The organism is Streptomyces sp. NPDC017676, from assembly GCF_044329325.1.
Taxonomy (GTDB): Bacteria; Actinomycetota; Actinomycetes; order Streptomycetales; family Streptomycetaceae; genus Streptomyces.
Window position 1 is genome coordinate 1 of the sequence record NZ_JBIRJA010000010.1, and the last position, 19,787, is coordinate 19,787.

At 68.4% G+C, this 19,787-nt stretch carries 16 protein-coding genes; 8 read left to right on the top strand and 8 right to left on the bottom strand.

All coding sequences use genetic code 11. The features are described from left to right. Positions 1-106: 106 nt before the first annotated feature. The 3 genes from ACH4LD_RS22340 to ACH4LD_RS22350 form a co-directional block, all read right to left on the bottom strand. Complete coding sequence (locus ACH4LD_RS22340; protein WP_398058797.1) at positions 107-967, bottom strand: hypothetical protein; 861 nt, start codon at positions 965-967, stop codon at positions 107-109. Positions 968-1,910: 943 nt separating this feature from the next. Beyond that, positions 1,911-2,438 (bottom strand): GNAT family N-acetyltransferase, encoded by a 528-nt coding sequence (locus ACH4LD_RS22345; RefSeq protein ID WP_398058796.1) that lies wholly within the window; start codon positions 2,436-2,438, stop codon positions 1,911-1,913. Positions 2,439-2,503: 65 nt separating this feature from the next. Continuing rightward, the gene (locus ACH4LD_RS22350; protein WP_398058795.1) at positions 2,504-3,316 is read right to left on the bottom strand and encodes a CmcI family methyltransferase; all 813 of its coding nucleotides are present in this window, start codon (positions 3,314-3,316) and stop codon (positions 2,504-2,506) included. Positions 3,317-3,469: 153 nt separating this feature from the next. On the opposite strand from ACH4LD_RS22350, the gene ACH4LD_RS22355 reads away from it, so the two are divergent. After that, entirely contained in the window at positions 3,470-4,318 is an 849-nt protein-coding gene (locus tag ACH4LD_RS22355; protein WP_398058794.1) for a TIGR03621 family F420-dependent LLM class oxidoreductase, read from the top strand. 50 nt (positions 4,319-4,368) lie between these two features. On the opposite strand, the gene ACH4LD_RS22360 is transcribed toward ACH4LD_RS22355, so the two are convergent. After that, positions 4,369-5,289, bottom strand: a complete 921-nt coding sequence (locus tag ACH4LD_RS22360; RefSeq protein ID WP_398058793.1) for a JmjC domain-containing protein — start codon at positions 5,287-5,289, stop codon at positions 4,369-4,371. Positions 5,290-5,491: 202 nt separating this feature from the next. Between ACH4LD_RS22360 and ACH4LD_RS22365 the strand changes: the two genes are divergently transcribed. From ACH4LD_RS22365 to ACH4LD_RS22375, 3 genes are all read left to right on the top strand, one after another. Then, positions 5,492-7,459 carry a M13 family metallopeptidase gene (locus ACH4LD_RS22365; protein WP_398058792.1) on the top strand — a complete coding sequence of 656 codons (1,968 nt, stop codon included), beginning with the start codon at positions 5,492-5,494 and terminating at the stop codon, positions 7,457-7,459. 151 nt (positions 7,460-7,610) lie between these two features. Further along, positions 7,611-8,282, top strand: a complete 672-nt coding sequence (locus tag ACH4LD_RS22370) for a thiamine pyrophosphate-dependent enzyme (RefSeq protein ID WP_398058791.1) — start codon at positions 7,611-7,613, stop codon at positions 8,280-8,282. A 77-nt stretch (positions 8,283-8,359) separates the two neighbouring features. Beyond that, positions 8,360-9,277 (top strand): transketolase family protein, encoded by a 918-nt coding sequence (locus ACH4LD_RS22375; RefSeq protein WP_398058790.1) that lies wholly within the window; start codon positions 8,360-8,362, stop codon positions 9,275-9,277. 19 nt (positions 9,278-9,296) lie between these two features. Here the strand turns inward: ACH4LD_RS22375 and ACH4LD_RS22380 are convergent, their stop codons facing one another. Next, the gene (locus ACH4LD_RS22380; protein WP_398058789.1) at positions 9,297-10,553 is read right to left on the bottom strand and encodes an MFS transporter; all 1,257 of its coding nucleotides are present in this window, start codon (positions 10,551-10,553) and stop codon (positions 9,297-9,299) included. A 546-nt stretch (positions 10,554-11,099) separates the two neighbouring features. On the opposite strand from ACH4LD_RS22380, the gene ACH4LD_RS22385 reads away from it, so the two are divergent. The 4 genes from ACH4LD_RS22385 (at position 11,100) to ACH4LD_RS22400 (ending at position 14,765) form a co-directional block, all read left to right on the top strand. After that, positions 11,100-11,969 carry a JmjC domain-containing protein gene (locus ACH4LD_RS22385; RefSeq protein ID WP_398058788.1) on the top strand — a complete coding sequence of 290 codons (870 nt, stop codon included), beginning with the start codon at positions 11,100-11,102 and terminating at the stop codon, positions 11,967-11,969. Beyond that, positions 11,966-12,775, top strand: coding sequence for a hypothetical protein (locus tag ACH4LD_RS22390; protein ID WP_398058787.1), 810 nt, complete (start codon positions 11,966-11,968; stop codon positions 12,773-12,775). Before ACH4LD_RS22385 ends, ACH4LD_RS22390 begins: the two co-directional genes overlap by 4 nt. A 95-nt stretch (positions 12,776-12,870) precedes the next feature. Next, complete coding sequence (locus tag ACH4LD_RS22395; RefSeq protein WP_398058786.1) at positions 12,871-14,070, top strand: YcaO-like family protein; 1,200 nt, start codon at positions 12,871-12,873, stop codon at positions 14,068-14,070. Then, entirely contained in the window at positions 14,061-14,765 is a 705-nt protein-coding gene (locus ACH4LD_RS22400) for a TfuA-like protein (protein WP_398058785.1), read from the top strand. Before ACH4LD_RS22395 ends, ACH4LD_RS22400 begins: the two co-directional genes overlap by 10 nt. Before the next feature lie 208 nt (positions 14,766-14,973). Here the strand turns inward: ACH4LD_RS22400 and ACH4LD_RS22405 are convergent, their stop codons facing one another. From ACH4LD_RS22405 to ACH4LD_RS22415, 3 genes are read right to left on the bottom strand one after another with little or no spacing between them, the layout of a single operon-like run. Further along, positions 14,974-17,220 carry a TniQ family protein gene (locus ACH4LD_RS22405; protein ID WP_398058784.1) on the bottom strand — a complete coding sequence of 749 codons (2,247 nt, stop codon included), beginning with the start codon at positions 17,218-17,220 and terminating at the stop codon, positions 14,974-14,976. Further along, positions 17,217-18,359 carry an ATP-binding protein gene (locus tag ACH4LD_RS22410; RefSeq protein ID WP_398058783.1) on the bottom strand — a complete coding sequence of 381 codons (1,143 nt, stop codon included), beginning with the start codon at positions 18,357-18,359 and terminating at the stop codon, positions 17,217-17,219. The genes ACH4LD_RS22405 and ACH4LD_RS22410 overlap by 4 nt, the downstream gene beginning before the upstream one ends. Then, positions 18,356-19,744, bottom strand: a complete 1,389-nt coding sequence (locus ACH4LD_RS22415) for a Mu transposase C-terminal domain-containing protein (RefSeq protein WP_398058782.1) — start codon at positions 19,742-19,744, stop codon at positions 18,356-18,358. Before ACH4LD_RS22415 ends, ACH4LD_RS22410 begins: the two co-directional genes overlap by 4 nt. Positions 19,745-19,787: the final 43 nt, after the last annotated feature.

Here is a 19,787-nt window from a genome sequence, read left to right on the forward strand (position 1 = left end):
ACGAGCAGCAGAGTGCCAAGCATCGGCCCTCAGCGTGTCAGGAACTGGCCCCGTTCACCCGTACGCGGTTGGGGACGTTCAGGTGTACGCCGACAGGTACCGCCGTTCATCCGGCGCTGCAGCTCCCTCGGCCGATGAGCAGTGCAGCGGGGCCGGGAACGATCGGCCAGTCCACGGTGATGCGGGTGTGCTTCTTGGCAAATACGTGCAGTTCGTGGTCTCTGGCCGGCGGGGCGCAACTGGCGGCCGGTCGGGCGGTGATGCGGGGGCAGAGGGCGCCGCGGTGGTTGTGCTGCCAGTGCCGGACCTGCTCGGCCATCTCCTGTGCAGCGAGGTGTCCTCGGGTGCCGTGGCCATGGACAACGAACTCGTACAGGCCCTTGCCATCGTCTCCGTCGCCGATGCGCTCGGTGGCCAGTCGCGCGAGGGAATTGCCGCGGACGATCGCGGCGCCGGGCCAGTGCTTGGGCGGCGGGTTCAGGACCCCGTTGTCGCCGTCGGAGTCGGCCGAGAGGCGGCAAAAGCCCGGCAGGGCGCCGGCGAGGTAGAGGGTGAGGGCGTCGAAGGGTTCCTGGCCGCCTACGGTGACGTGGGTGTGCGTCACGGTCGGCTCGCAGGTGAGGGCTGGGGCGAGTTCGTCGACGGGCAACGGGGTGCCGTCTTCCCAGGACAGGTGGACGCCGGTGCCTGGGACGGTGCGGCGATTCCTGTGCCAGGCGCCGTCGCCCTGCATGGCGACAAAGCCGCAGACGATGAGCGGCTCGTCGCTGTGCAAGGCCCCATCGCGCTTGGTGAAGCTGATGGCCCAGTGGTACCCGTGCAGACGCAACGATGCGACGAGACGGCCGCCCTCGGCCAGGGCGTCGATCCACGGCAGATCCCAGGTGTCGACGGTCACCACGATGGCGTCGAATCCGCCGTCCGGCACCACCTCGGCAGGCACGTGCTCGGCGTCCGCGGTGACCACGCGGATTCTAGGATCCGCGTATCCGTGAGCAACGGGCCCTCCGGAAACGCGGTGATCCACGCTTCGCGGGCAGCGCTGATTTCGAAGCTCGGTAAGCAGTCCCGACGCTGGCAGCCATTGACATCGCGACTCCCTGTAACCGAGCGCCGACAGCGTGGTTAGCGCAATGGCGCTGCTGGCTTCCCGCCTTGCCCTCGAGTGATATGTGCCGTACATCACCCGAGAGCGCAATGCCTTCACCTTCTCCTCAGGGTGACTGCGGCGCCTCGCCCGCCTCGCCGTCGGGGCCTCGATCTGCTTGCGCGCTTCGTCCACGTCACCGTCCGTGACTGCGCGATGACCTGCTCCAGGGCCGCCTCGGACAGCGCCGGGCTGAGCGAAGATGGCCACCTTGTCGCCGACGACCGCGAGTGTCGGGATCGACTGAACGTTGAACGCCTGGCGAGTGCCGACTGCGCCATGGTGCCGACTTTGGCGAACCGTATCGGGCGCTGGCGGTCCTCAACGAACTGGCAGCGGAGCACCAGCTCGCATCCCCGGCAAAACACCGGACCGCCTTGCGCACGATGTCGCGTTCCTCCTCCAGCTCGCGGATCCACTTCCGCACGGCCGCGAGCTCGGCCTCCGCCGAACCCACCGCCGGCACCGACGAAGCCGCACGTGGCGCCGCGTGTGAACCCGTCCGTCGGCCGTCATCTGCCCAGATCCATTTCCGCAGCGTCTCGGTGTTCACCCCGAGGTCAGCGACGCCCCCCTCGCGCCGCCAGCCCGTGCCGCCGCGGCCCAGACGGCTACGTGACCTGCTGCGACGGCCCGCCTAACGGCGCCTCGCCGATCAGCAGGGGTGGTCCGACGAACTCCCACCCTGCGTCCTCCAGGCGCAGTCGATCGCGCGGGAGGACCAACCGACTGGATCCCCACGGCAAGAGCCGCTTGCCGTGTGCTAGTCGTCGAGGATCCGCTCCCACAGCAGCCCGTCCCGCCATTGCCCGTCGAGAAAGATCGAGGAGTGCGCGACGCCGTATGGGCTGAACCCATTGCGACGCAGCACCCGCTGCGACGGCAGATTCTCCAGGTTGGTAGATGCCTCGGCGCGGTGCAGGCCGAGCTCATCGGACATCACGCGGAGCGCATGCGCGACGGCGCGCCCGGCGTGGCCTTGGTTCTGGGCGACAGTGGCGATCCAGTATCCCAGGGAGCCGCGGCGCAAGTGCGGCTGCGGCAGGATACTTGCGATGGTGACCTGCCCGATCACCTGGTTGTCGGCGAGTACCACGCCGGGCCAGACCGTGCCGGCCTGGTGTGCGGCCAGCAGTTTGTCTATCCGCTCCGCCTGGCCCTCGGGGGTGAAGAACTCGGGTGGCGGAGTTGGTTCCCACGGTCGAAAGGCTTCAGCGTCCCGTGTCCGATGCGCCGCGATCGGGGCGGCGTCGGTGGGCTCGATCAGGCGGATCCTGGTGCTATCGTGCATGCGCTGTTCCTCGTCGTGGTTGTCCGATTCGGCGGCCAGACTACGCAACGGTGTTGGGGCGGGGGCTATGCGCGGCGCAGGATGGAGTCGATTGCTGAGCTGCTGTTCTGGCCGAACAAGTCCAGGTACCGGGTGTCGAGTTGGTAGCGGTGTGGGCTCCTTCGGAGGAACTCCCGCAGGGTGGCGCGCTTGGCCAGACTGTCCTCGACCACGAGGTAGTCGCCGGTCTGCAGTCTGGTGTCGAAGAAGTCGAGGACTGTTCCCACATATGCGTGCGCGTCCTCGATCACCAGCCAGGGCCTGGGGAGTTGGGTGCAGTCGGCGAGCACGTCGTCGAGGTTGCTGACGTCGCCGGTGCGGAAGCTCACGCGGTCGTCGGTGAGTCCTACCGGTGTGCGGTCGACCGAGACGATCACAGGCTGTATGCCGTGCGCCTGGGCGACGTCGGCGAGCCAGAGTGCGCTTCCGCCACTACCGGAGCCGAGTTCGATGATCGTCCCCGGAGACAGCTCGGCGATCAGCATGGGGTAGCAGGCCAAGTCGAACACTGTCTTGTACAGCGGCTGACCGGCCCAGGTCAGGTGGTCGGTGACGCCTTGGGTGGCGACGAAGTTCTGCACCGGGAATGCCAGGGCAGCGAGCACGTCCTGGTCGGAACGGTCGAGACGCGGAAGCGGATCTTGGAATCGGTCCGCTGTCAACAGCTCGACGTAGGTGCTCACTTCGTCGATCCGGCCGGTGCGGCGGGCCATGGTGAGAGCGCGCCGGATGTGGTGGTCGTGATAGGTGGCAATGCCGTCCTGCCTGGCCACCTTCGCTTTGACGAGACGCTCGGCCGTGTCGGCCAGTGCATTTGCCTCGTAGTCCAACTCGGTCATGGCGCCCCCAAGTCGCTGTAGGACGCCGAACATACATGATCAGCAGTGCTCTAGTGTGAGCGGCCGAGATCAGGCAAAGGGACGTGAGAGGAGACTCGCGATCTCTGCCTGCGTGCTGGGTGCCGCCGATATGTGAAGGATGGGGTCTGTGCCATGGCAATGCGGTTCGGTGTGAACTTCACGAAGCTCGAGGATCGGGCCTCTTGGCGGGATAAGTCCCGGCGCGCCGAGGAACTCGGCTACCACGTGATCACCGTGCCCGATCACATCGGCATGCCATCGCCCTTCTTGGCGTGCGCCATGGCTGCCGAGGCGACCCGTAGCGTCCAGGTCGGCACGTTCGTGAGCAATACGTCCTTCTATCGTCCGGCGCTGTTCGCCAGGGATGTGGTCACCACGGTCCAGGCAACGGATGGGCGCCTGGAGGTGGGGCTCGGCGCGGGATGGAAGAAACCCGAGTTCGACCAAGCCGGCATCCCGTTCGAGGCTCCAGGCCGACGCGTGGATCGGCTCGTTGAGACATTGGACGCGGTGACGCGCGCCGCCGCATCCGACCGGCTGCCTGTGATGATCGGCGGAAACGGCGACCGGGTTTTGCGGCTGGCTGCCCGGCGGGCCGACATCGTGTCCTTCGCCGGCACGCGGTTCGACCCGCAGGGTCGGGGCATGCAGTACCTGACAGAGAGTCAGCTGGATGGGCGGGTGGCGCTGGTCAATGCGGAGCTGCAGGCGGCAGGCCGGGAGCCGGTGCACCGAAACATCATCGTTCTGCGCACGCAGGTCACGGATGATCGTCAAGGCGCGCGGGAGGACTACTCCCGCTTCTTGCGGGGCACGCTGAGCCCGGAGCAGATCGGAACCCTACCCGCAGTTCTGATCGGGAGCCCGGAGCAGATCGCGGAGCAACTCCGCGCTCGCCAGGAGCGGTTCGGCATCGACTACATCACGGTGCAGGAAGCGGCGCTGGACGCTTTCGCCAAGGTGATAGCGCTGCTTCGCTGACTTGTAGGATCAGGCGCGAGCCGAAGCCCGGTGTTCAGCGTCGCGTCGGGTTACTCCACGCCGCCGTTCCGGCCGTCATCGGGTGTGCCGTCGGCAGGAAGGAAGCCGAGCGCCGTGCTCACCTGGTCGCCTGGCGCCATGGTGCTCTCCAGACTGCGGGCCAGCAGGACGCGGGCCAGTTCCTTGCTGTCGATGCCCTCGAGGACTGCGCGCAGACGCGCAGCCACCTGGTCGACTTCGCGCTCCACGATCTGCAGTGCGTCATCGGCCGGCAGCGGCGGCAGCGTCCCGCCGTCCATCTGCCGCATCAGGCTCTCAGTGATCGCCGCGACGACGTCGGTGAGCGGTATGGGGTTGATGGCCAGCGTGAGATGGACACTGGGGCTGCCGGGCAGCGCGACACCTGCATGCAGCCAGCCCGCTGGCAGCCAGAGCACATCCAGGGGCCGCAGGATCACTTCTTCCAGTGACGCGCTTGGCGAAGGGCGCACCAGCCACCGTTTGCTGCCAGCGAGCTGGACGAGGAACGCGCTGTAGGGGTCGCTGTGTTCGGCGAAACCCTGGGCCGCATCTGGTGTCAGGTAGGCGTTGGCGAAGACCCGGGCGCCCAGGTCGGTCGCGAGGCTGCGCACGAGTCGGCCCGCCGGGGGGTGGAAGCGCTGGAGACCTTGGAGGACCAACGTCGATCCCCGGCCCAGCTGCCGCGCGATCCCTTCGGGGTCGGCGAGTTGCCCGACCGTCGTGGCCGCATCGGAGTTGGAGGCCAGCGTGTAGTGGCGAGGGTTGATCAGTTTTCCGTCGCGGGCCATGCGGAACGCGGGCATGCGCAGCCCTCGTTCGGCGATGAGTTCGTCCACATCGGCAGGCGACAACGCCGCGCGCACCGTCGGCCGTGCCGTCGCCGTCAGGGCGCGGTCCGGCCACCCGTCGACAAACTCGCCGACACCAAACCCCAGGTCACGCAGACTCACTCCGTCTCCCACCCGCTCGTCATCACACGGCTTGTGATCTGTCAGGCATCGTAGGCGACCGCCTGTCGCGGGAACATGCCTGTTGTGGATCAAGACGTCCCGGCATCTGGGAGGCGTTGGCTGCGTGGCCTGTTCGATCTGTTGTGACTCTTTGCAGGTCGGATACGGTCTGGCGGACGGCCACGACACAGGAGGATCTGGCATGCGCGAGTCGGTCTCGAGAGGCCTCGATCTGTCCGGGGGACGTCCCACGGTGCGCCCGCAGGACGATCTCTTCCGTCATGTCAATGGCCGCTGGCTCGACGAGACCGTCATCCCCGAGGACCGCGCCGTCGCCGGAACGCTCGTTGAGCTGCGCGATACCGCCGAGCTGAACTCGCGCAAGATCGTGGAGCGGGCCGCGGCCTCGGATGCGCCAGAAGGCAGCGACGAGCGGCGCATCGGCGACCTGTACGCCAGTTTCCTTGATGAGCAAAGGATCGAGGAGTTCGGTGCGGCGCCGCTGCGCCCGGGCCTGGACCTGGTTGCTGCCGCCGACACACACGGGGCGCTTGCCCGTGTCCTGGGGCAGGTGCAGCGTTGGGGCGTCACCGGCCTGTTCACTGCCGAGGTGGACATCGACGCGCGTCGGCCCGACCGCTATCTCGTCCATCTCCGCCAGGCCGGACTCGGCCTGCCCGACGAGTCGTACTACCGGGACGAGTCCTTTGCGGCCGTGCGGGTCGCGTACCGCGCGCACATCGAGACGATATTGAAGCTCACCGGTTGGACGGACCCGGCGGGCACCGCCAGCCGCGTGGTCGAACTGGAGACCCAGATCGCCTCGGCACACTGGGACAGGGCGAGCGCCCGCGACGTCGTGCGCGCCTACACCCTCCTCGACCGATCCGGCCTCGGCGCCCTGACCCCCGCCTTCGACTGGGACGCATGGCAGCAAGGGATCGCAGCACCCGCCGCAGCGCTCGCCGAAGTCGTGGTGCGGCAGACCGACTACCTCGAAGAGGTCGCCGCGCTGTGGGCCCAGACCCCGATCGAGCGCTGGCAGGAATGGCTGGCCTGGCACCTGATGCGCGCCAGTGCACCGCTGTTGAGCAGCGCCTTCGCCGACGAACACTTCGCCTTCTACGGAACGGTCCTCACCGGAGTACCCGAGCAACGCGAACGGTGGAAGCGCGGGTTGGACTTGGTCGAGTCCGGCCTCGGCTACGCGCTGGGCCGCCTGTATGTCGCCGAGCACTTCCCGCCGCGTTCCAAGGGCCTGGTGCTCGAGCTCATCGGCAACCTCATCGCCGCGCACCGGCACAACATCACGGGCCTGGACTGGATGCGCGCCGAGACCAAGCGCAAAGCGCTGGACAAACTGGACGCCTTCACGGCGATGATTGGCTATCCCGACCACTGGCGCGACTACAGCACCCTGACGGTGTGCCGCGACGACCTGGTCGGCAACGCGCAGCGTGCCGCAGCCTTCGAACTCGACCGGGATCTGGCCCGACTCGGCGGACCGGTGGATCGACGCGAGTGGTTCAAGACCCCGCAGACGGTCAACGCCTACTACAACTCCAGGATGAACCAGATTGTCTTTCCGGCCGCGATCCTGCAGCCGCCGTTCTTCGACCCGGAGGCCGACGCGGCCGTCAACTACGGGGCCATCGGTGCGGTCATCGGCCACGAGATAGGCCACGGATTCGACGACCAGGGCTCGAAGTACGACGCCCGCGGCGCCCTCTCCGACTGGTGGACCGAAGCCGACCGCACGGACTTCGACCAGCGGGTCGGCGCGCTGATCGCGCAGTTCGACGCCCTGGAGCCGGAACAGACTCCCGGCCAGCACGTCAACGGGGCGCTGACGGTCGGTGAGAACATCGGCGACATCGGCGGCTTGACCATGGCCTACCGGGCCTACCGCCTCTCGCTCAACGGCGCCGAGCCACCGGTCATCGACGGCCTAACCGGGGCGCAGCGCTTCTTCCTCAGCTGGGCGCGCGTGTGGCGGTTCAAGGCCCGCGACGCCGAGCTCCGCCGCCGGCTGACGGTCGGCCCGCACTCCCCTGCCGAGTTCCGCTGCAACGCCGCCGTCCGTAACCTCACCGAATTCCACGCAGCCTTCGACGTCCGCGAGGGCGACGGCATGTGGTGGGACCCGGCCGACCGGGTGCGTATCTGGTAGCCGGCGCCCCACTCCTCGCTGGCCGGCCGGGCCAGCACGGCGCCCCCCTTCTTCCCCGACCCCGCTGGGCCCGCGCCGGCCTCAACTCCCCTACGAGTCAACCGTACGCATCCTGACTGCCCGTCTCACACACGTCTGGAGATCCCGCTCAATGACCACCGCAACGTTCGAAGACCTGCACGATCTGATGGCGATGATGGCGGGCGACGAGAAGCACCAGGAAGCAGCGACCTCCACAGTCGACGCCTTGTGGGTGCTGTATGACCGGGTGCTGCGTGTCACCCCGGAGATGGCCGAGGACCGCGACCGGTTCTTCCTGTCCAAGGGCCACGGACCCATGGCCTACTACGCGGTGCTGGCCGCCAAGGGCTTCATCGCCCCGGCCGAACTGCGCCGGTTCGGTGCCTTCCGCTCCCCCTTGGGCATGCACCCGGACCGGGCCCTCATCCCCGGCGTCGAGATATCCAGTGGGTCGCTGGGGCACGGGCTGCCGCTGGCCGTGGGCACGGCCCTGGGCCTGCGCGCACGCAACATTCCCTCGGACGTGTGGGTCCTCATCGGCGACGGCGAGCTGGACGAAGGGTCCAACCATGAGGCCATCGCCTATGCGGGCCGCGTGGGCCTGGAGCAGCTGCACGTGATCGTGGTCGACAACCACTCCGCAAGTCACGGCTGGCCCGGCGGCATGGAGACGCGCTTCGAGGTCGAAGGCTGGTCGACGACACGGACCAACGGACGCGACCACGACTCGTTGGAGACGGCCTTTCGCGCCCCGCACCCGGGCGTGCCACGGCTTGTGGTGGCCGACACCAGGATGCAGTGACAGCCCCGTGGCACAGCCACGCCCGTCGCCACCCCTGGCAGCCAACCCGTCCCGTCGTCACCCCTAGGAGGACCCCCATGGCCGGAATCATGCGCGAGCGCTTCGTCGAGGTCTCAACCCAACTGCTGGACACGCACGAGCGGGTGGCGGTACTGACCGCCGACCTCACGTCAGCTCTCTTCGACGGCGCGCGTGAACGCCATCCACAAAGGGTGCTGAACTTCGGCATCCGCGAGCAGCTCCTGATCAGCGCGGCCGGCGGCCTTGCGCTCGCCGGGATGCGGCCGATCGCCCACAGTTTCGCGCCGTTCCTCATCGAGCGGCCCTTTGAACAGATCAAGCTGGACCTCAACCACCAGGCGGTCTCGGCGGTGCTGGTCAGCGCCGGGGCGTCCTACGACATCTCCAGCAGCGGGCGCACGCACCAGTCGCCGGGCGACGTCGCGCTGTTGTCGACACTGCCTGACTGGACCATCGACGTCCCCGGCCACCCCGACGAGGCCGAGGCCCAATTGCGCGAGGCCGCCGACAGCGATGAGCTGGTCTATCTACGGCTCTCCAACCAGACAAACGCGCACGCCCACGGCCTCGTCGACGGTCGCATCCACCGCGGCCTGCGCACGCTGCGGCAGGGGACGCAGGCCGTCGTCATCACGGTGGGCCCGCTGGCCGACGCCGTGCTGACGGCGACCGAAGGGCTGGACGTCACCGTGATGTATGCGGCCACCATCCGGCCGTTCGATGCCGTGGGGCTGCGGGCGGCCGTGGCCGGGCAGCGCGACCCCGCTGTCGTCCTCGTCGAGCCGTACCTCGCGGGCACCTCCGTGCCCTGCGTCACCGACACCTTGAGCGACCTGCCGCACCGTGTGCTCGGACTTGGCGTTGGCCGTGAGGAGTTGCGTAACTACGGCTCGCCTCGCCAGCACGCGATCGCACACGGTCTGGACAGCGCGGGACTACGCCGCGCCCTCGTCGGATTCTTGGGCGACAAGTAGAGCCTGCGTGCGGCCCAGGTCAGTCCTGGGCCGCACGCAGTGCGCGCGTGAGCACCGGCAGCACAGACAAGGCGGCCAGAGCGACGACCGCCCACAAGGCGGCACGGGTCCCGGCCCACTGGGCGAGCGCGCCGCCCAGGAGCCCGCCCAGCGGCATGGCCCCCCAGGTCAGCACGCGCATGGAGGCGTTCATCCTGCCGAGCAGCTCCGGCGGGCAGGCGTTCTGGCGGTAGGTCAGCTGGGCCACGTTGCGCATAGACATGCCGACCGCGAAGGCGAACGAACCCAGCGGGTAGAGCAGGAGCAGCCAGCCGTGGCCGGTGAACGGCATCAGCAGCACGAAGGGCACGATGGCCAGGCTCGGGACCCAGATCGTGCGGGCGATGCCGAGCCGCCGGATCGCTGCCCTCGCCGTCAGGCTGCCCAGGATGCCGCCGACACCGTCCGCGGCGAGCAGTAGGCCGTAGAGTCCCGGGCTGATCTTCAAGTCCCGCGCGAGCAGAATCGGTTGGATGGCCAGCAACGCGGTGGTCGCCAGGCACAACAGCACACCGCTGGTCACCAGCATGCGCAGCACCGCGTGGTCGAAGATGTAGCGCAGTCCCACGGCAATCTGCTGACGCAGTGAGCCGCGCGCCTCACTCTTCGGCTGCGGCTCGGAACGCCGGATCGCGCCGATGGTGCCGGCCGATACGAGGAAGCTGACGGCGTCGACCACGAGGGCACCGACGGGACCGGCCGCCTGCACCAACCAGCCGCAGACCGCCGGGCCGCTGAAGTTGGCGCCCCTGGTGGCCGTCTGCAACACCGCGTTGCCCTCTGCCAGCCGGTCGCGTCCGACCAGGAACGGCATGTAGGACAGATGGGCGACGTCGAAGAACACCGTGGCCGTGCCGGCCAGCAGGGCCACCGCATACAGATGGACCAGGGTGAGCACATCGAGGGCGTACGCCAGCGGAACGGACGCCAGCAGGCCGAAACGCATCAGGTCTGTGGCAATCAGGACCGGGCGGCGCCGCATGCGGTCCACCCATGCGCCGGCCGGCAGACCGGCGACGGCGATCGGCACCGTGGAGGCCGCGGTGAGTAGGCCCATCTGCAGCGCGGACGCATCAAAGACGGTCAAGGCCACCAGCGGCAGGGCCAGCATGGTGACTTGACTGCCGAACTGGCTCACCGTGTTACCGGTGAGGAGTAGCTGGAAACCCCGGTGGGCGCGCAGCAGCGACTTGCTCGGCGCAGCGGCTATCGCTGACGTGCTGGACGAGGTGGTCATGGCAGGCGAGTCTCCTCACGGAGTTGGAGCCGTCGTGCGGTGCATCAAGTCGTGCGCGTAGAACCCGGCGTGGTGTTGAAGGCCCCCTGCGCGCCATGAGCGTAGAGCATGCAAACCTGGCCTCTCGCGGCTCCCTGAAGCGCCCGGGCGCCTCTCGATGAAGATCTTGGAAGCCTCCCCGAACTTAGCGTCAAATAGGCCGAGATGCTGGCGTTATGGCGTGAACATGCTGGTTGACCGGCGTTGTTGGGCTGGCTTACGTTCTCCCCTGGCTGCCCGTTGATCAGCAAGCGGAGACGCAGTCACGGTCGACGAGACAAGGAGATCATTGTGAGCATTGACACCCTGATCAAGCCCACTGAGGAAGAGCTGCGCGCTGCGGCGATCGACGAGCTCGACGAGTTCGACGGCGAGGCTCCGATGCTGATCGAGAACATCGACTTCGCCTGATCGAAGCCGCGCCTAGACGCGACGTGTCCGGCGGTTCGGCGGGATCTGCCGCCCAGCCGTCGGCACGGTGGCCAACTCACGATAGGAGAGCCGTCGTTGCCAGCAAGCACGCTGACTGATCTGCTGCAGGATGGCAGCGACCTGCGCACGGCGTATCACGGAAAGCAACCCCTGGTTCTGCGTAACGCGGTGGCGCTTGACGGACTGCCACGCATCGGCGACATCCTCGCGCTTATCGACGGCAGTCTTCTCCGCCGCCCGTACTTTTCCGTCCTCCAAGACGGTATGGCGCCCGCCGACAGCGAACTGCTTGCGACGCGTACGGTGGCTGGCACCCGGGTCGACGGGTTCATCGACTCCGTCGCCGTGGGCAAGCAACTGGCCAGCGGGGCCACCCTGAAACTCAATCAGGTTGAGGACTGGCATCCCGTCCTCCGGGACCTCAACGATGCGCTCAATGCGGTCTTCCCTGCCGAGTCGAAGGCGTTCCTCTTCTACACACCGGCGGGTAAGCGCGGCATGCTGCCGCATCGTGATGGCTCCCGCGTTATCGCCGTCCAGCTTGAGGGCGCCAAGGAGTGGCACCTGTACGACACGCCCCCGGATTCGGCGGCCAACGCCGGCCTGGACGTCGATACCTCGAAGGAGCAGGTCGTCGTCATGGAGCCGGGCGACCTGCTCTACCTGCCGCACGGCACTGGGCACGCCGCCACCGCGATCGACTGCACCTCCCTTCACATGACGTTCACGCTCACTGAGCCCTTCCCGTCGGCGCTGGTGCAGGCCTACATCGGCGAGTGGATCGACTCCGGGCGCCCCGCCACCATCGGCCGCGATGCGACCTCGCCGCTCACCCGAGCCGCCGCGCTGCTGGCCGACCTCAACGACTTCGGCTCCCACATCGACAGTGCCGCGCTCGTCGACCGGGCCCTTGCCACCGCACGTCTGCGGGACGGATCACGATGACACACACCCAGCCGCACACCGATGTGGACATCAACTTCGAGGCCTGGCTCGCCGGACGCCGCCATGGCCCGACCGCCCACATGGCCTTGGCCAGCAGCGTGACGCTCCCGACCGCCCAGGACGTGCTCGGCACGATCGACTGCGGCCTGCTCGCCCACCCCTACATCGAGGTGTACCGGGACGGCGCAAAACGGCCGGCCGCTGAGGTCTTCACCGCGCGCAGGGTTCAAAACCACAAGGTGACCGGCTTCGTCCATCACCGCAACGTCACCGGCCACTACGCCGCGGGCGCCACCTTGCGTCTGCCGTCGATCGCCGACTGGCTGCCTACCGCACGGCCTGCCGTCGAATCCGTGCGTGCGGTGCTCGGCCCGCGCGTCGAAGCGACGGCCTATCTCGCGGCGGCCGGCTCGCCGGTCGCCTACGCCGAAGCGGCCGTTGACGCCGTCGTCCTCGTCTGCTCCGGCAGCATCGCCTGGCACGGCGACGAGCCGGATTCCCCACCACTTCAGGCTGCGGCACACACCGCCGTGTATGTCCCGGCGGGCACCACCCGAGGAGCGGTCGCCGCGGCAGGCGATGACTGCCTGCTGCTCGTCCTTGCCGAGCGGTCACCGGCCACCAGCGAGATCGTCAAAGCCCTGCGACAGGCCGGGGCCGCACATCTGGAACGGCAGGAAGCGCATCGGCGCCACCACCTGCTGCCTACCGACCAGAAGGCGGACTGGGTGCGTGAGGAACTCGCCCGCTACTTCGCCGCGATGGACCCGGCCGACCTGCTGCTCCTGGCAACCGGCCGCCCGTGACGGATGCGTCCGCCGACGGTCCGCAGCCTTCGACCGCGGCCATGTCATCGAATGCCGGGCACCTTGATCACCGGCACCAACGGGAGGACTCCGCCGTGGACCAGAGCCTTGCCCTGCGCAGCCGTTCCCTTGATGAGGTCGAGTGGCTGGCACAGGCGCTGCTGGAGCGAGTCGGCGTTACCCGCGTCAGCGAGGTGACCGACCTGGACCTCCTCGGCATCCCGGTCTACCAGTCCGTGCGCCCGAGGGCCGCCCGTGGTCTTAACACGGTCACCAGCGGGAAGGGCTATACCCGCCAGGCAGCCCGGGTCTCGGCCATGATGGAGGCCATCGAACGCCGCTATTGCGAACCGGACGGCCGCCCTGAGGCGCCACTGCCGTACGAAGTCATGTGCGAGCGGATGCCGACGCTCGACCCTCGGCGGCTCGTCCCCCGCCGCGGCCACCACTGGACCCCGCAAACGCCCACCACCTGGTGGCCGATGCGCTGTCTGCGTAACGATGTAGAGATCGCGGTGCCTGCGGTCGCCGTCTTCACGCCCTTCCCGCACGAGGGCGGACTGATGTCGTCCAACACCATAGGCCTGGCCGCTGGCAACGACCCCGTCGACGCCACAGTGCAGGCCCTGTACGAGGTCATCGAGCACGACAGCACGGCATTCGGCGAGAAACTCGGCCTCGGCCACCGCGTGCCCATCGACACCCTCCCCGACACGCACCGGGAGGTCGTCGAGCGTTTCGAGCGAGCATCAATCAGCGTCACCATCCATGCCTATACCGGCGGGCTGCCCGTCCCCACCTTTTTCGTCACCACCGACGACACCCACTCTCGCGACGGCATGCTCTTCAACGGAGGAGCAGGCTGCCACCTCAACCCAGAAATCGCCCTGATGCGGGCGCTCACCGAGGCCGCACAGTCCCGTCTCGTCGTGCTCGCCGGCGCCCGCGAAGACCTGGAGGGGCAGGCGTATCGGCGCCACGCCTCCTACGACGAACTACGCGACTACCTCCACACCTGGAGCGAGGGTCGGCCCTGGTTGCCGTTCCACGCGATCCCCGACCGCAGTTCCGGCGACAACGAGACCGACCTGGCGTTCCTGCTCGACATGCTCGGGGAGCATGGCCTGCATCTCGTTCTGCGCACCAGCCTGGCCCCAGAGGGGCTTCCGTTCTCCATCGTCAAAGTTGTGGTGCCGGGCAGTGAGTTCACCCACGTCGACCACCTGCGGGTCGGGGTGCGCCTTTTGAACGCCCGCACGGCGGATCGACCGGATTGGACGGCGGCGTGGCAGTGAAACTGACGGTCTATGCGGGCAGTTCGCTGGCCCCTGGGGACATCAAGGCACTGAGCGAGCTCGCCGACACTCTCGCGGTCGACCTGGTCATGCGGCCACCGATCATCCGCGGCGACCTCCTGCAGACGCCGACCGAGGGAAAGTGGAACAACCGCACCCTCATCCTGGACGGCCAGTTCGGCCAGAACCTCTCGGTCTCCGTCACCGAGATCCGCGAATACCTCGGGCGCGGCCTGTATCTCGCCGGCGCCTCGTCCATGGGCGCGCTGCGCGCCGTGGAGTGCCGCACGCTCGGCATGATCCAGCACGGCTGGGTCTGCGCGCAGTACCTCGGCGGACACGTTGACTCCGACGCCGACGTAGCCCTGTTGATGGACCCGATCACCAGCGAGGCAGTCACCGTGCCGCTCATCAACGTTCGATGGCTGCTGCGCACCCTGAGCGAATCAGGCGACCTAGATGCCACTACCGCCGCGACCGCTCTGGAGGTCGCTCAACGTGTGAGCTACCGCTCCCGCATCCCCGAGGCGCTCACGAACGCCTTCCGCCGCGCCCTGCCCACCGACGCTTCGGAGCTGCTGGCACGGCACTTGGAACCCGATGTAATCCCCGACTGGGACCGCAAGCGCCTCGATGGCATCGAAGCCGTGGAAGCCGAATTGCGCGCCCTCGCCCGCTTCCCCACGCACGCCTGACTCCTGCAACCACACCATTCGGGACGGTCCTGCGCAGGATTCGCTGTGCTTCTCAGAGGAAGTCGCGCCCGCAGGGCGTGAGAGCTACGGGGGAGGTCAAGGTGGCCGAGGCCGTTGTAGCCGCCCGGAGGATGGATGGTGATGCCGCACCGGCGAGCTTTCTGCGACAGGCCCCAGGTGCTCATGCCGCATTCGTGTGCCAGTTTCCTTAAAGGGCGCCACTTTTCGACGTGCTCTCGGTGCAGCCAGGTACATAGAAGTCGGGCGGTTCAGTTTCCGGGCGCAGGGTACGGAGCGGGATGCCGTCGAGGGCCAGGAGGGCGCGCACCGTGGTGGCTGCGCACTTGGCCATGCCGGCGATCTCCACTGTGGTTTTACGTTCGGTGACGTACAGCTCGCGCAGGCGGCGGGGCGCGAGGATCGCGGCGCGGGTAGCGGGGTCTGGTGCGCGGACCTTGCCCAGGAGCTGGTCCGGCGGGCCGGTGACGGTGTCGTCGATCTCGAAGTAGAGGCGGAGGTGCTCTGCGGTCATCCTGGTGGCCTCGGTGACCGGGACCGGGGCGATCTTGTCGCTGCCGCCGAGGGCGGCACGGAGCCCTGCGACGTCGACCCGCTCGGGTGCGATGCCTGGCCAGTCGACGTCGCGGACCCAGTGGGCGGGAGGCTCCCAGGTCACCGGCTCGTCGATGCCGTGGGCCGCCAAGTTCTCGCGTGCCTGCTCATGCAGGAAGGCGCGCAGCGGCAGAGGAGCGCGGAAGCGGAACTCAGTGCAGCTCCAGGCAAAGCGGGTAGCCGCTCCCTCTGGCGCGGGTGGACTGTGCCCGGTCAGCAACAGCAGCAGGTACCAGCGCAGGAGTTGCTGGCGGTGCTTGCCGCCGGCAAGCCAGCCGTGCTGGAGGACCAGTCGCTGGTAGGCGCCTGGGTCCAGCTCAACAGTGGCCTCGGTGAACGTGGCGCGTCGGCGGGCGTAGTCAATGGGTGAGCCGTGTTCGTCGAGCGCGCGGGCGAGTTGCGCGAGCGTGGAGGCAAGCGGGGTGAGGTCCCTGTCGCGGTACACGCGCTGCTCGACGCTTTCGCGGTCGCGGACGGCGCGGACGTTCCCCAGCAGCGGAGCGGCACGTACGTACGGGACGTCGGCCGGCCCGCCCGGGACGAGGAGGAGGCCGGAGCAGCCATTGCGGAATGCGTCGACGCGGCGGTGCGACCGGAGACGGTCCATAGGGAGCAGGCGCAGGGTCCATCCGGGCCAGAGCATCGCGGGGATCATGGTGGCGCGCCGGTGGATGTCCTCGCTGCTGCGGTCGGGCCATTGGGGGGTGGGAGAGGCGCTGCCGTAGCGGAGTCGGTTGTGCAAGAGCGTGTGCGGATCGTAGTGGGACATCACGCGGGCGAATAGGTCCGGGCCGCTCCCGCGCCACCGGAGTACCAGTTGCCCGAGGTTGAGGTCGCGTGCGGTGGACGGGTGGTCCGATTGCACAATCCATTCGAAGAGCCGCTGATGCTCATGGTGTCCGCCGCGTAGCGCCACCTGTGCCAGGGCCGTACCCGCGGCGACGTGGTGGGTCAGAAGGCTGGCAGCATCCTCACGGCGGCGGCCGCGGCTGTTGCTGGACAGGCGGTAGGCCGGCTGTCCGTTGCCGTCTGGGAAGGGGTATGGGAGCGTGCCGCCGCATTCGTCGAGGACGGCGTGGACGAGGTCGGGCGCGTGGTCCCGGTTGGTCCGCAGGCCGCGCAGCACCCGCCAGGCCAGGGCGTAGAGCTGTTTGAGTTCGACCAGGGCTTGTGGCCTCTCGGTCGGCGCGACCGCCAGCAGGCCGGCCACGCGTTGCTGTGCGCGGAGCACCAGGCCGTCCGGGGGAAGGGAGATCGCCGGGGCGTGGAGCAGGTCGGTGGCACAGAGGCGTCGGCGGCCCTCGGCGGGTTGGCCGAGTCGATCTCGTGTGCAGACGCCGATGTCGCGAGGCCCCTTGAAGTAGATCTTCCAAGGGTGGGGCGGGCGGCCGCAGGTGGGGCAGAGGTCGGCCAGGAGGAGCTGGTGTTCGGTGCAGGCGAAGGCCCACGGCAGTCGCCACAGCAACAGACCGCGGCCGCCGTTCTCGCGCAGGCAGGCGGGACAGTAGCGGGTGCGGCTGCTGCGGAACGCCCAGGCCGGCGGACGCTCGAGCTGGCGGCGGCCCGGCGCGATGTTGACGGCGAAGGTGTCGTAGGAGGCGAGCGTCATGGCGCGCAACGCCTCGGCGGGAACGCCGGTGGCCTTGTGCAGCGCCTGGGTCTCTGGCTCGGTCAGCCGCAGCAGCATGTGGTCGACGCGGGCGGCGGACAACCCGACATGGTGCAGGAAGCCCTGGTTGGTCGTGCGCAGTCGGCGCGCGTAACTGCTGATCCAGCTGTCCAGGGCCTCGCCGGGCAGCGGCGTGAGGGCGATCGGGATCCTGTCCGGGGTCCAGGTGCTCATGCCGACTTCCGGGGCTGCTCGCCGTCGTCCGGGCGGGTGGTCAACAGTCCGGCCTCGATCGCCGCCTGGAGTTCTTGCCGGGCGTCTTCGGCGGCGGCGTCGTTCTTGACCTGGTCCATCAGGTTCTTGTCCAGGCGCTCGTGCCCGGAGCGGATCGCGCGCAGGCAGCCGCGGTTGATCAACGTCATCAGTGAGGCGAAGTGGCCCGTGGAGCGGGAGTAGAGATAGTCGGCCAGGTCCCTCGCGAGCATGCCGGGGTACTTGTCCGCCAGCACCAGCTGCTTTTCGATCGTCTTGAGCAGCGTGCGCCACTGGTGACGGCCCATGTTGTCCTCGACCTGGAACGGCAGCAGCGTCAGCGGGGTGGTACGGCGTCCGAACTGCGCCAGCAGCGCCTGCTGCGGCGAAAGGCCCTCGCGCAGCAGGCCACGCTGCTGTACGCCGACCCCGATGTAGATGAGGGTGACGGGGAAGACGTTGGCCAGGTATTTCAGCTGGTTGGCCATCCGGACCGCGTTGCTGTTCGAGCCGGACATGAAGTGCACGTCGTCGATGATGATCGCGATCGTGTTCATACTGAGTACCGCGTCCACGGCCCGTTCGGCGAGCATGTCCGCGTTCCCGGACGTCGGCAGCCCGTAGAAGCGGCAGATGGAGGCGTTCAGGCCGCGGACGGAGGTGTTCCCGGTCAGGGCGATGTAGATGACCGGGACGCGGCGGTCCCCGGCCGCTGTGGTCTCGCCCCGCAGCGCGACCTGCTTGCGGTACAGGGCGCGGCCGTAGGCACGCACCGCCGTGCTCTTGCCGAGCCCGGGGTAAGCGTCCACGAGGGCGGCGGGCTTGGTCTTGTCGCCGTCCTGACGGTTGGCCTCCACAATTTCGGCAAGGTCGGCGTGCAGCGCCAGCAGCTGCGGCGTGTCGATCGGACCGATGTTGGCATGCCACACCTCGCGCCGATCGTTGTGCTCCAGCAGCGCCTGCGACGACAGCTCGGCGAGCTGGGCCCGGGTCAGCTGATCGGGCTGGACGCGGTCCGGGGCGAAGACCTCCACCAGCCAGCCGGACAGCCGGGTCGGGCTGTACTGCCGGTCATCGCCCTCGAACGGCTCGCTGTCCGTGTCCTCCTCCGGCGCGGTCAACGCGTCTCCCACACGTCGGCGTAGTAGTCCTCCTCGTCCGGCACGACCTCGATCTCCTCCCCGGGGAAAGCAGCGTCGATCTCGTCTCTCTCATCGTCATCCCCACCCGGAGGCACGGCTTCGTCGACAACGTGCAAGGCCGGGCCCGCCGCCTCCTGCCGGCCTGGGGCTTCCGGCCCGCCGGCTTCCGCGAGCCGTCGCAGGGACGGGAGCAGGGCGGCCACCTCCCCGTCATCGGCGGGCACGTCGTCTTCGCCGACCAGGCGCAGCCTCTGCTGGGAGAGCCGTAGCGCCATACGGCGCTCGGTGCCATCACGCGTCAGCCCTGCCCCCCAGCGGTCCAGCAGTTCGATCAGCGCCCGCTGGGTGTCCGGGAACCGATGGGTGCGCTTGGCGAGCTTGCGTGCGTAGACCAACGCCTCGCGGCTGACCGGTCCGTTCACGGCCGGGGCGTGCTCCCAGCCGAGCGCATGCCACTTTCGGGTCCTCGGATCCTGGAAGTACACCTTGGTGATGTCGCCGGGGTCGACGGCGATTGGCCACTTGCCAGCGTCGACCCCGCGATACGGGCTGGGCTGGTTGCGGTAGCCGTTGAGCGCGTCGCCGTTGTAGCGCAGGCCCTCGACCTCCACGCCATAGTGCTGGATGGTGGTGCGGACCTCTTCGAGGAACTCAAGCGCCAGGTGAGGACGGGCGGGGATCCGCAGCGGCCCGGCGCGGGTGACGCCATGCTCGAACATCTCCAGCGGGCTCAGCTTCAGCCCGGGCACCTCCGGGACGCACAGCCCTCGGTGGTGGCGCCGGTGATACACCAGAGTGATCCACTCGCGGATGATCGTCTCAAGCTCGTCGAGGAAGAAGTACGCCTCGTCCTCGACGCTCTCGCCACGGCTGTAGACGTCGGATCCCTTGTAGCCCGGCAGCGCGGCCAGCACACCCTGGCTGATTGTGCGGAACCAGCGCTCCACCGGCTTGTCGGTCGGGGTCATCGGGCGCGCTGGCTGCAGCGAGATCCGCAGCTTGGCGCACACGCTCTGCATGTGGTTCGAGACGTAGATCTTGCCGTGGTCGAAGACGATGGTCTCGGCAGCCACCGACGGCAACAGCGGCTGCCCGTCCCGGTCGACGAGCTTCTCCGCGTCCAGCACCACCGTGGACGGCACCCCGCAGCACGGCAACGGACCGGCCTCGGACCCCTCGCGCGGCCGCACCGTCTCGAACAGCACCCCGGCCACATCCACCGACTTCGTGGAAACCGGGGTCAGCCGCAGGCCGACGATGCAGCGGCTGTACAGATCCATGGCGACGGTGAGTTCACAGCGCACCCAGCGGCACGTGACCGGCTCCATCGCGAACACATCCAGCGGGGTGGTGTCCAGCACCACGTACTCGCCCGGACGAGTCGCCCGAAGCCGCCCGTACGTGCCC

Coding starts and splice junctions, on each gene's coding strand:
- ACH4LD_RS22370 (WP_398058791.1), top strand. CDS start 7,611: ATGACCACCGCAACGTTCGAAGACCTGCACGATCTGATGGCGATGATG.
- ACH4LD_RS22350 (WP_398058795.1), bottom strand. CDS start 3,316: ATGACCGAGTTGGACTACGAGGCAAATGCACTGGCCGACACGGCCGAG.
- ACH4LD_RS22375 (WP_398058790.1), top strand. CDS start 8,360: ATGGCCGGAATCATGCGCGAGCGCTTCGTCGAGGTCTCAACCCAACTG.
- ACH4LD_RS22380 (WP_398058789.1), bottom strand. CDS start 10,553: ATGACCACCTCGTCCAGCACGTCAGCGATAGCCGCTGCGCCGAGCAAG.
- ACH4LD_RS22345 (WP_398058796.1), bottom strand. CDS start 2,438: ATGCACGATAGCACCAGGATCCGCCTGATCGAGCCCACCGACGCCGCC.
- ACH4LD_RS22355 (WP_398058794.1), top strand. CDS start 3,470: ATGGCAATGCGGTTCGGTGTGAACTTCACGAAGCTCGAGGATCGGGCC.
- ACH4LD_RS22365 (WP_398058792.1), top strand. CDS start 5,492: ATGCGCGAGTCGGTCTCGAGAGGCCTCGATCTGTCCGGGGGACGTCCC.
- ACH4LD_RS22390 (WP_398058787.1), top strand. CDS start 11,966: ATGACACACACCCAGCCGCACACCGATGTGGACATCAACTTCGAGGCC.
- ACH4LD_RS22405 (WP_398058784.1), bottom strand. CDS start 17,220: ATGAGCACCTGGACCCCGGACAGGATCCCGATCGCCCTCACGCCGCTG.